The following is a 13,534-nucleotide window of genomic DNA, read 5'->3' on the forward strand; positions in this document are numbered from 1 at the left end:
ATTAGTACCAGCGGCTGGGATGCTTTAGCACATACCCAGTCTCAGTGGCGATTTTTTCGGGTGGCAGGTCGTTGCGCTGCGCACGGGCACCGCAACTCAGATGTCCATGCGCAGCGGATTTGACCAGATGGAAGAGGTTGAAGCCATCGATATCGCTCATGACACGACTCACACCCCCTGCTCCCAAGCCCTGTGTTGGAGCTTGACAGACAGAGGTGCCAGCCCTATCGTCATGGCCATAGACCCCACCGGGGATAGCATCCCCGGCCCGACGCCAGCCTTGTGCTGGCGTCTCTTTTTTGGGCTTTACCCGCCTGCTGCCGCCTGCACTCAGGGATTGCCCGACTCTCGGGCTATTGAGTTTCATCATATTGTTTTTCAATCTTTTTCCCCAGCGGCGACCGCTTTGGCAAGCAGATCCCCCAGATCGTAGTTGATGCTGGCCACACCAAAGTCGGGCTCGCTGGTAAATGGGTTCTGCACGTAGTAGGGCCCTTCCACGCTCTCACCCTCCACGATAACGATGGCCAACCAGAATTTGTCGGCCTGATTGAGGCCGTAGATGATCTCGTTGCGTGAGACGGTGATGGTGCTCTGCCCCTTGGCGCGGCCCTTCACCTCGATGTGTCGGTCGGGCAGGATCGATCCGTCCGGGTTGGCCGGCGGGCGGGCGGTCACGTCCCAGCCGCATTTCTGGTCGGACACGTCGAACACCTGGTGGCCCATGGCACGCTCGGCGTCCATCACTGCCTGCATGGCGAGTTGCTCGATGCGGGCGCGGGACTGGGCATCGATGCTGAACTGGGTCTCGCCCCGGCGCTGCGCCAGCAGACCCTGGGGAATCACCAGGGCGCCGCCGATCACTACGGGGGTGCTGGAAACCACCTGCTTCATGGCATCCAGCTCGCGGCGGCGCTGGTTGAGGCGCTCGGTGAGCTCATCCACGCGCCGACGCGCCATCTCCGGCTGCATGCGCGGCTGCTTGCCGGCCTTCATGTCATCAGTGAGCTTGATGTAGCGGTCAGACCAGTAACTGATCTCCTTGACCAGCCGCTCGTTGACGGCATTGAGCACCTTGCCGGCGTGGCGCTCGCGGCGCCCCTTCACTTCGCGGAAGTGCTCGGGCACCAGGGCCTGTACGGCATGGTTGAGCGCCAGAGCCTCCAGGTCGCCAGTGATCCAGGGGGCCTTGAGTACGTCCTGCACCAGGCTCAGGTCGTGTTCGTCGATGGGCTGCATATCCAGATGCGGCGCCCAGCCGGCATGGGTCGCCCTGCCCTGCTCGTCAATCTCCACAAACTGCAGGCGACGCGAGACCACCCGGGGCGAGCCGTTGCTCTGGTTCTGCACCTCGCGCACCGAGTGGTCGACCATGAACAGCACTTTGGGGTCTTCACTGTCGTCGTTGGGGTCCACCAGCACAGCGCCCTGCTTGAGCTTGCCGCGGTGGGCCTGCAGCACTAGGTCGGTGGTAGCGTGCATCAGCGGGTGCATGGGGTGAATCAGGTCGGCCATGGGCTTGCCGGGCAGACGCACGTGCTCCTTCTCGAAGCAGATGCGCTCGTACTTGCGCAGCACCGGGGTGCGGCTCTCGCCGATGACGCGGTCACGCTCGCGGATGGCGGCAGGCACATGGCGTACCTCATGGCGGCCTGGCTCCCGGGGGCGCAGCTCGCCACGCAGCGTCTGAAATGCCTCGGTAAAGAAGGCCCGAATGAAGTAGGGCTGCAGCTTTCGCGCCTCGGCCCTCTCCATCTCCTCCTTCACCGCATAGAGTTCCTCCAGCCCCATGTGCTGCTCGACCAGGGCGTTACGGCGGATGATGTCCCGGAGGTGGTCGGTATCCAGGGCACCGTCGATCACCTGCTCCAGGCGTGCTCTCACCTCGGCGGACTCCCCATAGCGAATGGCCTCGACCAGCAGTTCCTTGAGTGAGGTGTTTTCGAAGGCCTCGCCGAGAATATCGAAGACCTTGCCGCCGAGGGCACTTTTCTCCACCTCCAGCTTGTCGAACAGTTTCTGAAAGACCGCGCCTTCGCGGGTCTCGTTGGCCACCAGGTTCCACAAGTGGCAGACCTCGGTCTGGCCGATGCGATGGATGCGGCCAAAGCGCTGCTCCAGACGGTTGGGGTTCCAGGGCAGGTCGTAGTTGACCATCAGATTGGCGTTCTGCAGGTTCACCCCTTCGCCAGCGGCATCGGTGGCAACCAGGACGAGCACATCCGGGTCATTGCGGAACTGCTCCTGGGCCTTGCGGCGGTCGTCTCGGTTGGTGCCACCATGGATGGTGATCACCGCCTCAGGCCGGCCCAGCATGCCGCGGATCTGGTCCACCAGATAATTCAGGGTGTCCTTGTGCTCGGTGAAGATGATCAGCTTGCGGCGGCTACCGCCGTTGGTATACATCTCCGGGCTGTCCTGCAACAGGTGCGAGAGTTCTTCCCACTTGCGGTCGTTGCGTGACGCCACCAGTTGTGACGCCTGTGCCTCCAGATCCTGGAGCACCAGGATCTCGGCCTCCAGCTCTGGAATGGTCTCCGCTGCGGTGGCTTGATCCACCACCTGCTCGGCGTAGAGCTCGTATTCCTGGGCGCTCAGTTCCTCATCCAGCTCGTCCAGGTTTTCCGGCAACTCGATCTGCTTCTGAACGACATAGGTGCCCAGCGTAGAAGCAGAATCACCCTCCCGAACAAACTGTCCCCGGGCCATGAGCTTCATCTCGTTGAGACGATCCTCGAGCTTGCGCCGGCGGCGCTTGAGCGACTGGTAGATCGCCTCGGGGCTGGAGGCCAGTCGCCGCTGCAGCTGTGTGAGGGCGAAGCCCACGGTGCCCTTGCGCTTGCCGGATAGCGCATCGGCGCGGTTCATCTCGTTGCGCACATAGTCGGTGACCTGCTCGTAGAGCGAGGCTTCGGCGTCGGAGAGGTGATAATTGGCGGTGTAGGCCCGGCGCTCCGGGAACAGCGGGGTGCCGTCGAACTTGAGCAGCTCCTCCTTGACCATGCGTCGCATCATGTCGGAGACGTCGACCTTGTGGGCGCCTTCGCGGAATTTGCCGTAGAAGCGGTCGCTGTCGATCAGCGACAGCCAGATCTGGAAATCCTCTTCCTTGCCGTTGTGCGGCGTGGCGGTCATCAGCAGGAAGTGGCGGGTGACTGAGCCGAGCAGCTCGCCGAGCTGGAACCGCTTGGTCTTGTTGATCTTGTTGCCAAAGTAGTTGGCGGACAGCTTGTGGGCCTCATCGACGATGATCAGATCCCACTCGGTGCTGGCCAGCTTCTCCTGGTAGAACGGGTTACGCGAGAGCTGGTCCAGGCGGCAGATCAGCTGGTTCTGCTCGTTGAAGTAGTTGCCGGAAGCGCACTGCTCCTGCTTCTCGCGGCTGAAGATCTCGAACTGCACCCCGAACTTTTCCAGCAGCTCGTCCTGCCACTGGTCGGTGAGCCCACCCGGAGAGACGATCAGGATGCGCTTGGCGTCGGCGCGCATCAAAAGCTCACGGATCAACAGGCCGGCCATGATCGTCTTGCCGGCGCCGGGGTCGTCGGCCAGCACGAAGCGCAGCGGCTGACGGGGCAACATCGCCTCGTAGACGGCAGAGATCTGGTGGGGCAGCGGCTCCACATTGGAGGTGTGCACCGCCATCATGGGGTCGAACAACGCCGCCTGGCTGATGCGGTAGGCCTCCAGGCCCAGCTTGAAGTCTGCCCCCGGGGCATCGAATGCCCAGGCTCGACCGGCTTGGGCCAGGGACAGGTTGGGCTCGTTATCACGGAACAGCATCTGCTCATGAACAGTGCCCTGACCGTCCTTGTAGTAGACCGTCAGCGCATCGGTACCCACGGGTACCACGGCCACGACGCGGACCACTTCATCGGGCTTGAGGCCTCGGACCTGGGCATCTTTCTGGATATCTTCGAGCTTCAGCATGGCACCTTCTCCATGGCTTGGGATGGGCTCCTCCATCGCGCGATCAAGATCGGGCACCCTTGGGGTGTACCGATGAGCACTGAGGGAACACGTGGGAGGAAACGCAACGGGTAACAGTCCTTGTGCGGGTGGAATTTTTTGGCATCAGGGTCCGGCAAAGTGGCGACGGTCCACCGATCCTTTATGCCACTGTTGTATTTTTTCCTCAACGCCCTTGACTTCAGTGTGCCTTCGGCTTGTTCCCGATCACCCGCTGCGCCCCGCCAGCACCGGACTGCCTCACCCAAGCCGCATTTCGAGCGGGCCCTGGCGGCCAATCCCCAGGATGTGGGCACACTGTACGGCATGGCGCTGAACCTGGAGGAACTGGGGCCCGAGAACCACGAACAGGCCATCGGCATCTATCAGCGCATCATCGAGCTCGAGCCGAATTCCCCAATCACCGCCGAGGCCAAGAAGGCCATCAGCCGCCTGGCCCAGGACAGCATGAGGCGCAGCGCTGATGGAGGCCTGCGCATGGATGTGGTGATGTACATGACCGGGGCGCTGGAAACCTTCGAGAAGATGGACAAGCAGCAGTTGACCACCACCGTGTTCGAGATCGCCAAGCTCGGCGAGAGCGGTCTTTCCATCAACGACCCTGCCAAGCGCTACACGCTGAAGTCACTCCCGGGCGATTTCTCTGGCCTGCAGCTGCTGTCGATGATGCATGTGGGCCTGAAGCAGATCGATCCCTCGCTCGATTCCCAGTCGGGTCTGGATGCCGAGTACGAAGCCGCCAGGAAAATGTCGGGTAAGTAGGCGGCGCAGGTCATGCCACCGGGTTCACTCTGAGGCTGACTTCCCAAGAATCACGCAGTGATGCCGGGCCCCCGCCAACCGAGTACCGCAACAGTCGCAGGCGCTGGCGGAGAATTCATCGTCCTTGTTGCTGTCCCCTGCGATGATCACTTCCGAGGCACGGCTGCTGAACAGTGTCAGGCCACCCCAGTCAGCAACCCGTTCGTCGTCATCCAGGGGATCCAGAGAGGAGATATCCCGGGTGCTGACACCGCCACCCTCGCCGGGATGGAAGTAGAAACTGCGCAGGGATTTTTCCTTGAGCGCCGAGGCAAAGACATCACGCATGCCGGGTGAGTTGGGCAGATCAAACAGGGCCATCAGGTCCTCCCCCGGCCGGCCATGGCTCTGCAGGGTGCGAATCGCCCAAGCGGCTTCCAGGAACAGCGGGGAATGGGTGGAAATCACCACTCGGTAGCCGCGATGCATCAACTCCAGGCAGATCAGCAGCACCGACTGGATGGCCTGGGGATGCAGGCCCATCTCCGGTTCCTCGATGATCACCCAGTCCACTCCCTTGCGACGGTCGGCGCCGGCGGAGGGCATGAGCCAGTACAAGCTGAACAGCAGCGGCATGAACTCCCTCTGCCCCGCCGACCAGGCCATGTAGGGCAACGTGGCCTCACCCACGTTGATGACGATGCGCTTCTTGAGATCGTGGACCTGCTGGGACACACGTGCGCCATGGAAGATGCTCTCGTCGATGCGATCGCGCAGCACCTCCTTGAGGCGACTCTTGATCGGAAACAGCTGGTTGTCCTTGCCCCCCAGGCCCTGCTCCATCAGGCGTCTCAGCTTCTCGCTGAAGCTCTTCACCACGAAGGGATCGAGCGCCTCGAAGCTCTCGAAGCTGCGTGGGCGGCCCTGGTCCAGGGTGAGGGCCCGCTGGGCGGGGACGAAGAACACCGACTCCTCGTCGCGGCCATTCCCCAACCTCAGGGCTTCCAGTTCGGCGGACCGACCATCCATCCGCACCTGGGTTCGATCCGTCCAGATATTTCCCATTCCCTCGCCGAACATCAGCACCAGCAAGGCATCACCCACATGGCTCGGTACGTCGGCCTCAAAACTGTAGCCATAACGTTTGAGAGTGCGGGTGATGGGACCATGGTCCTTCAGCAGTTTGAACAGTTGCAGGAAGACACTCTTGCCACTGGCCTGAGGTCCCACCAACAAGGTGAGATCGCCAAAATCCACCTGGGCACGGTCGATCTGGGCCAGATGTTGAACGCTAAGCCGTGTCATGGCGCTCGCTCCCTGTCGCGGCAGAGGGTGCCTTCCACACCATAGCGGCTCTGCCCGGTAGCACATGGGGGCCGGTAGGCGAAGACCGCCATCCGGCGTTACAAGGGGTAATGGTCAGCAACCGCCAGCGATTATCGAGGCGTCAACTGTTTACCCGGGAATGCGGTCGACTTTCGGGCACATCCGGCAAGCCCGTAAGGAAGATCATATCTTGGCGGTGGTTGACGTAGGCCTCAAACACGAACTCAGTCCAGTAATCTCGCGCGGGTCCCCACTTCATATGCCGTTCGTAGCATGACTGCGCATCTTCTTGATGACCTTGTCGGCCATGGGTCGGCGTGTCGAGGCCTTGTTGGAGGTCGGGGTGCTTTTCTTCCGGGTCATGGGCCGCTCAGTCGGTTCTCAGTCTTCATCATCCACCCATGCCTCGTGCCCCCGCACGGCCGGCAGGAGGAAACGGATCCCCTGGTTGTCCAGCGGGTTCATCAGCAGGATGCGCTCAAACACGTGCTCAGCCTCCTCCCAGCGCTGCAACCGCCAGAGGCACAGCCCATAGCCCTGCATGCAGCGCAGGAAGGGCCGGTTGTCGATAAGGCTCCAGGCAAGCACACCGTCGAAATCTGGACCCAGTGACAGCTCGCCGATGCGCACACCGACCTCGTAGTGGTGGAGTGCCCAGTCCGGGCGGGCCTGGAAAAACAGGTTGCCCAGATGCGCATGGGCATCAAGGCAGCGCAGATCGGCCTCAAGCAGCCGGGTGAGAATGTCCTGCGCTGCTTCCGTATCGCCAGCCTCCTTGAGGTCATTCGCTTCAAGGATTGGGTCCGAGTCGAAATCATCTGGATTGTGGCCCGGTAGCACCTGCTCCATCTCGAACATCGGCCGGGGTCCCCGCGCTATCATCGGCCTGGCCCACTCCTCGACGGGTTCGTCGACCTCGACCCCGTACGCGTCGGCGGGATCCCAGGCCCCAAACGCGTTCAAGGCAAGCGGGGTAAGTCCTAGCGCGAGCGCATCGATGCGGCTGGAGGTGATCTGCCCGGACAGGTAGGGGTGTCCGTTGAAGCGCCAATGCTTGTTTGCCTGCACCGTGATCACCTGGCCGGGCACGATCCCCAACAGGGATGCCGTGCGCAGGGTGATCACCCGTCCGCTCCCGATGAGCCGACAGCGCGCCGCCCGTTGTTTCACCGCAAGCACGATGAGATCCACGGGCTTCGCCAGATCGATCTCTTCTTCGCCCGCCGTGTGGTGCCGTCCCCTCCTCCCTGCAGCGCGCTGTGGTCGGGGGCTGGCCGGCTGCACACCGAGCCAACAGCAATAAGCAGCCAGATACGCATAGCCGGCGGCGTCAGGGGCAAGCTGGATATCGGCCAAGGCGACTCGATGCTCGGTCCCGTCAGCGCCACGGCACCGGGCCATCAGCCCCCGCCTTGCATTGCCATCATAGTCGATGGCGATGAGCGAGAGGGGCTCACCAATGACGTGCACAGCCATCGGCAGATCCAGGCCATCCTCGATCCCTGCATGCAACGCACAGAGCTGCTCATCGTCGCCATACGCATCGATGAGGATCTCATCCAACAGGGTTTCCGGATCCAAAGAAGGCTTTCTTTGAGTGGCCATGTCTTCGTTGCTCACTGTCATCTTCTCAGTATCGCCGAGAGCGGATGTTCAGGACGTTGCCTCCCACGGATTGATGGTTTTCAGCTGTGCCGCGTCGAAAGGACTGATGTCCCGTGTTGCGACCATCAAACCGTGAGCAGCCGCTGTGGCGGCGATATAGCCATCTGCCTGGCCAATCGCCTTCCCTCCTGCCCTCGCCCGTGCCATCAGGTCAGCATAGGCTTGAGAAGCAGCCAGATCAAAGGTCAGTACGCGGTCCCCAAAGATCGGCAACACCTCGTGCTCCAGACGCTCCTGGTAGATCGTGCGGCGCCTGCCCTCTGGCATCGTGGCAAGACCATAGCGCAGTTCGGCCACGGTGATGACCGAAAGATAGAGCGTTTCCACCGTCTGTGCGTCGATCCAGGCCAGCACGTTGGGATCCGGCTCGACCCTCCACAACTCCGAAATGACGTTGGTATCCAGGACGATCATTCGAAACCCATCGGTTCGGCCGGCGTCTTGTCGCGGAGCTGGTTGAGGTGCTCGACTTCGGCATCGGTCATTTCACCTGCCTCGCGGGCGATGGATACCAGCATGGAACCGAGTTTGACGCGCTCGGGTGGCCGGGCGGCGGCTTCCAGAATGGCGCGTATTTCCGCCTCGGTGCTGCGGCCGTGATGGGCAGCCTGCACGCGAATCGCACGGTGTACCTCATCTGGCAAATTTCTTACAGTCACGTTTGCCATCCTTTCACTCCCAAGATTTCAATGACTGCATCATCATATAAACGCAATCAATGGACAAGTGCCTGGCAAACGCGAGACTCCAGAACCGGAACCTGTCCGCACATCTGTGCAGACAGCGTCTGCACCATCTCGACTCTGGGAGAGCACTGAGCAAACAGGCACATGTTGGCCAGATTGCGCTTCGACCAACCCCGCCCGTAGGTACGGGTAAGTTCACCGGCCAAGGTGGCCATCACCTGCTCGCCATAGCGGGCCCGCTCCTGGCACCCTCGGGGATAATGACCGGTAATGAGGGGTAACGAAAACCCCCATACTCCCAGCACACGATAAACACTTGGGCAGCCCCCGCCCCCGCCCTACCATGCCCCCATGAACGCTCTGACCTCCTGGATCACGCGCTCGCTGGGCCGCTACTCAGGCCGAAGCCTTCCCGACACGGACGCGATTGGATCGCCAGCGCGCCTGATACCACTCCAGGACGCCCAGACCCTTCTCAACCCCACACACCGCCAGGCCGTGCTGGCCCAGATCGCCAGGCTGACCGGCCTGCCCGGCCTGCATCACCAGGCCCTGGTATTGGGGCCCATCCGGCAATACGCCAGCTTCGTGCAGCAATTGCCCGCCTCCCAGGCTCACCACCATGCCGGCCTGGGAGGGTTGCTGGATCATACCCTGGAGGTAATCCACCAGGCGCTGCTGATCCGCCGGGGGCGATTGCTGCCGATCGGCGGTGAGCCTGAGCGCATCGCCAGGCAGCATGATCTGTGGACCTATGCGGTAGCCATGGCCGCCCTGCTCCATGACCTGGGCAAACCGGCGGTGGATCAGCGGGTCACCCTCCATCGGGCCGATGGCCAATCGGTCGGCATCTGGGATCCTCTGGCCGGCCCCATGACAGACGTGCCGCACTGCCATGCCTACACGGTGACCTACCGGCCACGGCGGCGTCATGGCTTTCATGAGCGGGTCACCTCCTTGCTGGTCCATCACATCATGCCGGCTCGCGGATTGTGCTGGCTGGCATCGGACCAGACACTCTTCGCCCAATGGGTGGCGACCCTGGCCGGTGACATGAACGAAGCAGGAGCCCTGGGTGAAATCATCCAGGAGGCGGATGGACTCTCTGTGGCAAGAAATCTGGGCGCCGGTGATTCACCCCGGGTGGCGCCTGCCAGAACCAGACCACTCTGGGAACGCCTGCTGACCGGCCTGAGATACCTGCTTGATCAGGGAGAACTGCCGCTGAACCGCAATGGGGCTGCCGGATGGCTGGTGGGGGATGATCTCTGGCTGGTCTCGAAACGAGCCATCGATGCCCTGCGGGCCCACCTGATCGCCGAGGGTCATTCCGGCATCCCCTCCTCCAACGACCGCATCTACGACACGCTTCAGGAGCACGGGATACTGGAACCCTACGGGGAGCGCGCCATCTGGCATACCACGGTGGCCGGTGCCGGATGGTCACATGAACTGACCCTGATCCGGATCCCTGTGCGGCGCATCTGGGCGGAGCCGGACAATCGTCCGGGTTACTTTGAGGGGACGGTCACCCCAAGAGCCCCGGAAGCGCGCGAGGACAATGCCCACGAACCGACTGAGCCAGACCAAAACGATGCCCAGCGGGATCCGGTCGGTGATCTTCCCTCACCTACCCCAGCAGCGCCGATCGCCACAGACAACACCCCTCCGATAGAACCGGAGGCCCCAAGGCCAGACAACGAATACGTGCCGGGCCTGGAGCCCGCATCCGCCTCAGACTCACGCCAGGACGAGCCCCGCGGAGATGATGATGGCCCCACTGATGCCGGATCACGCTTCCTTCAATGGTTACAGCGAGAGGCCCTCGCGCGCCGCATGGACGTCAATACACCGCACGCGCGCATCCACGTCGTCGAAGAAGGCGTGCTGCTGGTGAGTCCGGCCGTGTTCAAGGATTACGCCAGCCAGAACCCGGATCACGGCAGCTGGGAGTATGTACAGAAGCGATTCATGAAGCTGAGAGTCCACCAGAAGCGGCCGGATGGGACCAATGTCCACCGGTATCTCGTGAAGGGAGCGCGGCGTCAGTCAGTGGTCAAGGGGATCCTGCTGCCCGATACCGCCATGGTATTCTCCGAGGGCGTCGAGGTGGCACTGGTGAATCCGCATCTGCAGGCATCCCGGTAACCCAGCACGGATACCAGGGCCATGTGGCATGGTCATCGCCTATCGGGCAGCCCGATTTCGCGCCGCTGAAGGACATGAAATCAGCCCCAATATTTTGTCTCGGACCTCGGTTCGATTTCGAATTCAAGTGAAAAATTCCGGGGGCAACACCGGGGGCAACACTCAAAAAAATGAAATTATTTTTAATTTATTAATCAATTACTTAAAGATCCAATTCGATAGCCGCCGCCTCCACCAGTACCAAAAGGTCAACAGTTCGCTGTTGGCCTTTTTTCTTGCCCGATCGCGCCGACTCCCGCGTGTTCGCGGGGGTTCGTGCGGAAGCCTGCGGACTTCGGCGTCCGGCCCCTGGCCCCGCCCAGGGCCACCTTCCTCTCTCTCCCGGCCATTTTTCTCTCCGGCCTCGCTCCCCCGGACACGCCCGAAGTCCGCAAAGGCCGCGAACACGGCCATTGCAAATCAATGCGTTACGCGCGGACGAATCAAGCGGTTGGATTGCAGCATCGCCCGACCAAAGGAAACCACATCGTTCACGCTGGTGCCGACGCGGTTTGAAGAATGTCAGAAACGTTTATATACTTCTGACAAACGGAGACGTCCCATGAGCCACCTCAGCGAAGCCATTCTGTCCGCCGCCCAGGCCCTCCCGGAGGGAGGCTTGGTCTCGCCCAAGGAATTTCTGCATCTGGCGTCTAGGGCGGCGGTGGATCAGGCGCTGGCCCGACTGGCCCGCGAGGGGAAGTTGCTGCGCGTGGGACGGGGGGCCTACGCCCTGCCGGTAGCCAGCCGCTTCGGTTCCCGCCCGCCCTCGACCGAGGCCGTTGTCGAAGCCATCGCGTCCACCCACGGTGAAGTCGTCGTGCCCAATGGCGCGGCGGAAGCCAATGCGCTGGGGCTGACCACGCAAGTGCCGACCCGGGAGATCTTTCTGACCTCGGGACCCACGCGCAAGCTGCGCCTGGGCAACCGCATCGTCGAGCTCAAGCACGGCAGCCGCTGGCAGCTCGCGCTCGGCAAGCGCGCGGCCGGCAAAGCCATTCGCGCCCTGTCCTGGCTGGGGCCCGAGCAGGCGCCCTCCGCCCTGCACATCCTCCATGCCCAACTGCCCGCGGAAGAATGGGCCGCCCTGCAGGCAGCTCGCGCGGCCCTGCCCGGCTGGATGGCCCGCGCCGTCAGCGAGGTGAATGCACATGGCTGAGTCCTGGCTCGCGCTCAGCCAGGCCGATCGGGTCGAGGCCCTGGAATACGCGGCCGCCCAGAGCGGCCGCCCGGCACATCTGCTGGAAAAAGACATCTGGGTGGTGTGGACGCTCGCGGCGATCTACGCCTCCCCCATCGCCGACACGCTGACCTTCAAGGGTGGTACGTCGCTTTCCAAGGTTTACAAGGTCATCGAGCGGTTCTCGGAAGACATCGATCTGACCTACGACATCCGCGCCTTGGTGCCGGATCTGCTGCGCGAAGGCAATCCGATTCCAGCGTCTGCGAGCCAGGAGAAGAAGATCACCCGCGCAGTGCGCGCACGGCTTCCCGACTGGATCGAGCAGACGGTACGCCCCGTAATCGATGACGCCTTGGCCGCGAACGGCTTGCAGGCGGGCTTGAGTCTCGCCGGCCAGGAGCGCGACAAGCTGATCATCGCCTATCCCGCCGTCAAGACCGGCACGGGCTATGTCTCCGCGACGGTCCAACTGGAGTTCGGAGCGCGCGCCACCGGGGAGCCGCACCACTTTCATGAAGTCGCCTGCGACATCGCGCCTTGGATCGAAGGCGTGACCTTCCCGACAGCACGCCCTTTGGTGATGGCCGCCGAGCGCACGTTCTGGGAGAAGGCCACGGCCGCACACGTCTACTGCCGCCAGGAACGGCTGCGCGGTGAGCGGTATTCACGTCATTGGTACGACCTGGCGGCGCTGGCGCGAAGCGAGCATTTCGACAAGGCGGCCGCCGATCGGCAACTGGCGCATCAGGTGGCCGAGCACAAGTCGATGTTCTTCGCCGAGAAGGATGCCAACGGCGGCAAGATCGACTACGTCGAGGCCGTGAGCGGCTCGCTCACGTTGGTACCCGAAGGCCCGTCACGCACAGCGTTGGCACAGGATTTTGCGGCGATGAGCGAGGACGGCCTGCTGCTGTCAGATCAGCCGGAGTTCGATGCGATTCTGGAAACCTGCGCCGCCATACAGGACAAGGTCAATCGGCTGGCGTGAGGTCAGGCACTTCCAAGCCCAATCCGCGCGCTGCTCCTCCCACAGGGCCGGCGGATCAACCGCCAGATCGAACAGGGTGACATGATTCGACAGCGTATCGTCCAGGATTGCGACCACGATGTCCGGCGCCAGGGTGGTCAGGTTGACCATCCGGCTCACGTAGCTGTTGTCGATCCCCTCCCGCGCGGCGACCTCCTTCAGTGATTTCGCTTCCCCCGACTCCAGCATGGCCAGCCATCGGTGCCCCCTGGCCAGCGCCAACTGAAGCGGCGTCGGCGTCATATCCCACGGCCTCACGGGGGCAGTTTCGCCGTTCGGCAGCGTGACCAGCTTGCGCCCGCTGCGCCGCTTGATCTGGATCGGCACCGACAGGGTCAGCCTGCCGTCGCTGGTCTGGAGGTCGTCGTTCCATCCTGCTTTCTTGCGCTTGCCTTTCATGGATCCCTTGGAGGGTTCCAATTTGGCCACGTTGAGGGCCAGGCGACGCAGTAGTGCCAGATTCTCAGGGCCATGGTATTTGCGCTGACGGCTCTGATCCTCTTGCATCGTGACGTCCAACACCCAGTGGAGGCGATTCTCAATTCCCCAGTGCTGGCGTGTGACCTCAACGAGTTGTTCCGGGGACAGTGCGTCGCTCAGCAGGTAGTAAGCAACGTCCTCGGTGGTCTTGTCGGCAAGTTCCCGGCGGCGCGTGATGCGGCCTACAGCTTTCAGGCCTGGCCACTGGTGGACGCTCTGAAGCCAATCAAGGTCCGTGATCACGGTCGCCTGGCGTGACTCGACCATGAC

The 13,534-nt window shown here is 62.5% G+C and carries 12 protein-coding genes; 4 read left to right on the forward strand and 8 right to left on the reverse strand.

The window, feature by feature from the left end:
• Position 1: 1 nt before the first annotated feature.
• Positions 2-160 carry a hypothetical protein gene (locus tag ECTHA_RS19815; protein WP_156946801.1) on the reverse strand — a complete coding sequence of 53 codons (159 nt, stop codon included), beginning with the start codon at positions 158-160 and terminating at the stop codon, positions 2-4.
• Between the two features lie 218 nt (positions 161-378).
• Complete coding sequence (locus tag ECTHA_RS0102390; protein ID WP_025280503.1) at positions 379-3,930, reverse strand: helicase-related protein; 3,552 nt, start codon at positions 3,928-3,930, stop codon at positions 379-381.
• A 183-nt stretch (positions 3,931-4,113) separates the two neighbouring features.
• Here ECTHA_RS0102390 and ECTHA_RS16765 point away from each other — a divergent pair, with 183 nt between their 5' ends.
• Positions 4,114-4,731, forward strand: a complete 618-nt coding sequence (locus tag ECTHA_RS16765; RefSeq protein ID WP_025280504.1) for a tetratricopeptide repeat protein — start codon at positions 4,114-4,116, stop codon at positions 4,729-4,731.
• A 24-nt stretch (positions 4,732-4,755) separates the two neighbouring features.
• Here ECTHA_RS16765 and ECTHA_RS16770 read toward each other — a convergent pair whose 3' ends face one another.
• The 5 genes from ECTHA_RS16770 to ECTHA_RS20645 all read right to left on the reverse strand — a co-directional run bounded on the left by ECTHA_RS16770 (position 4,756) and on the right by ECTHA_RS20645 (position 8,692).
• On the reverse strand, positions 4,756-6,015 hold the full coding sequence (locus ECTHA_RS16770) for an AAA family ATPase (RefSeq protein WP_025280505.1): 1,260 nt from the start codon (positions 6,013-6,015) through the stop codon (positions 4,756-4,758).
• A gap of 402 nt (positions 6,016-6,417) precedes the next feature.
• A complete protein-coding gene (locus tag ECTHA_RS16775) occupies positions 6,418-7,656 on the reverse strand; it encodes a tetratricopeptide repeat protein (RefSeq protein WP_238984809.1) in 1,239 nt (412 codons plus the stop codon).
• A 33-nt stretch (positions 7,657-7,689) separates the two neighbouring features.
• On the reverse strand, positions 7,690-8,115 hold the full coding sequence (locus tag ECTHA_RS0102410) for a type II toxin-antitoxin system VapC family toxin (RefSeq protein WP_025280507.1): 426 nt from the start codon (positions 8,113-8,115) through the stop codon (positions 7,690-7,692).
• Positions 8,112-8,369, reverse strand: coding sequence for a FitA-like ribbon-helix-helix domain-containing protein (locus tag ECTHA_RS0102415; protein ID WP_025280508.1), 258 nt, complete (start codon positions 8,367-8,369; stop codon positions 8,112-8,114). The genes ECTHA_RS0102410 and ECTHA_RS0102415 overlap by 4 nt, the downstream gene beginning before the upstream one ends.
• 47 nt (positions 8,370-8,416) lie before the next feature.
• A complete protein-coding gene (locus tag ECTHA_RS20645; RefSeq protein WP_419398023.1) occupies positions 8,417-8,692 on the reverse strand; it encodes a DUF1016 N-terminal domain-containing protein in 276 nt (91 codons plus the stop codon).
• Positions 8,693-8,738: 46 nt separating this feature from the next.
• Between ECTHA_RS20645 and mobH the strand changes: the two genes are divergently transcribed.
• The 3 genes from mobH to ECTHA_RS0102435 all read left to right on the forward strand — a co-directional run bounded on the left by mobH (position 8,739) and on the right by ECTHA_RS0102435 (position 12,745).
• Positions 8,739-10,535: a MobH family relaxase gene (gene mobH, locus ECTHA_RS16780; RefSeq protein WP_025280510.1), complete on the forward strand. Its 1,797-nt coding sequence runs from the start codon at positions 8,739-8,741 to the stop codon at positions 10,533-10,535.
• A gap of 601 nt (positions 10,536-11,136) precedes the next feature.
• Positions 11,137-11,733, forward strand: coding sequence for a DUF6088 family protein (locus tag ECTHA_RS0102430; protein WP_025280511.1), 597 nt, complete (start codon positions 11,137-11,139; stop codon positions 11,731-11,733).
• Complete coding sequence (locus ECTHA_RS0102435) at positions 11,726-12,745, forward strand: nucleotidyl transferase AbiEii/AbiGii toxin family protein (RefSeq protein ID WP_025280512.1); 1,020 nt, start codon at positions 11,726-11,728, stop codon at positions 12,743-12,745. Before ECTHA_RS0102430 ends, ECTHA_RS0102435 begins: the two co-directional genes overlap by 8 nt.
• Here ECTHA_RS0102435 and ECTHA_RS19265 read toward each other — a convergent pair.
• Complete coding sequence (locus ECTHA_RS19265; RefSeq protein WP_238984838.1) at positions 12,671-13,531, reverse strand: ISAs1 family transposase; 861 nt, start codon at positions 13,529-13,531, stop codon at positions 12,671-12,673. The two genes, ECTHA_RS0102435 and ECTHA_RS19265, sit on opposite strands and share 75 nt — an antisense overlap.
• Positions 13,532-13,534: the final 3 nt, after the last annotated feature.

This window comes from Ectothiorhodospira haloalkaliphila ATCC 51935, from assembly GCF_000633935.1.
GTDB lineage: Bacteria > Pseudomonadota > Gammaproteobacteria > Ectothiorhodospirales > Ectothiorhodospiraceae > Ectothiorhodospira > Ectothiorhodospira haloalkaliphila.

Coding starts and splice junctions, on each gene's coding strand:
- ECTHA_RS19815 (WP_156946801.1), bottom strand. CDS start 160: ATGAGCGATATCGATGGCTTCAACCTCTTCCATCTGGTCAAATCCGCT.
- ECTHA_RS0102410 (WP_025280507.1), bottom strand. CDS start 8,115: ATGATCGTCCTGGATACCAACGTCATTTCGGAGTTGTGGAGGGTCGAG.
- ECTHA_RS0102390 (WP_025280503.1), bottom strand. CDS start 3,930: ATGCTGAAGCTCGAAGATATCCAGAAAGATGCCCAGGTCCGAGGCCTC.
- ECTHA_RS0102430 (WP_025280511.1), top strand. CDS start 11,137: ATGAGCCACCTCAGCGAAGCCATTCTGTCCGCCGCCCAGGCCCTCCCG.
- ECTHA_RS16770 (WP_025280505.1), bottom strand. CDS start 6,015: ATGACACGGCTTAGCGTTCAACATCTGGCCCAGATCGACCGTGCCCAG.
- mobH (WP_025280510.1), top strand. CDS start 8,739: ATGAACGCTCTGACCTCCTGGATCACGCGCTCGCTGGGCCGCTACTCA.
- ECTHA_RS0102415 (WP_025280508.1), bottom strand. CDS start 8,369: ATGGCAAACGTGACTGTAAGAAATTTGCCAGATGAGGTACACCGTGCG.
- ECTHA_RS16765 (WP_025280504.1), top strand. CDS start 4,114: ATGCCACTGTTGTATTTTTTCCTCAACGCCCTTGACTTCAGTGTGCCT.
- ECTHA_RS19265 (WP_238984838.1), bottom strand. CDS start 13,531: ATGGTCGAGTCACGCCAGGCGACCGTGATCACGGACCTTGATTGGCTT.
- ECTHA_RS0102435 (WP_025280512.1), top strand. CDS start 11,726: ATGGCTGAGTCCTGGCTCGCGCTCAGCCAGGCCGATCGGGTCGAGGCC.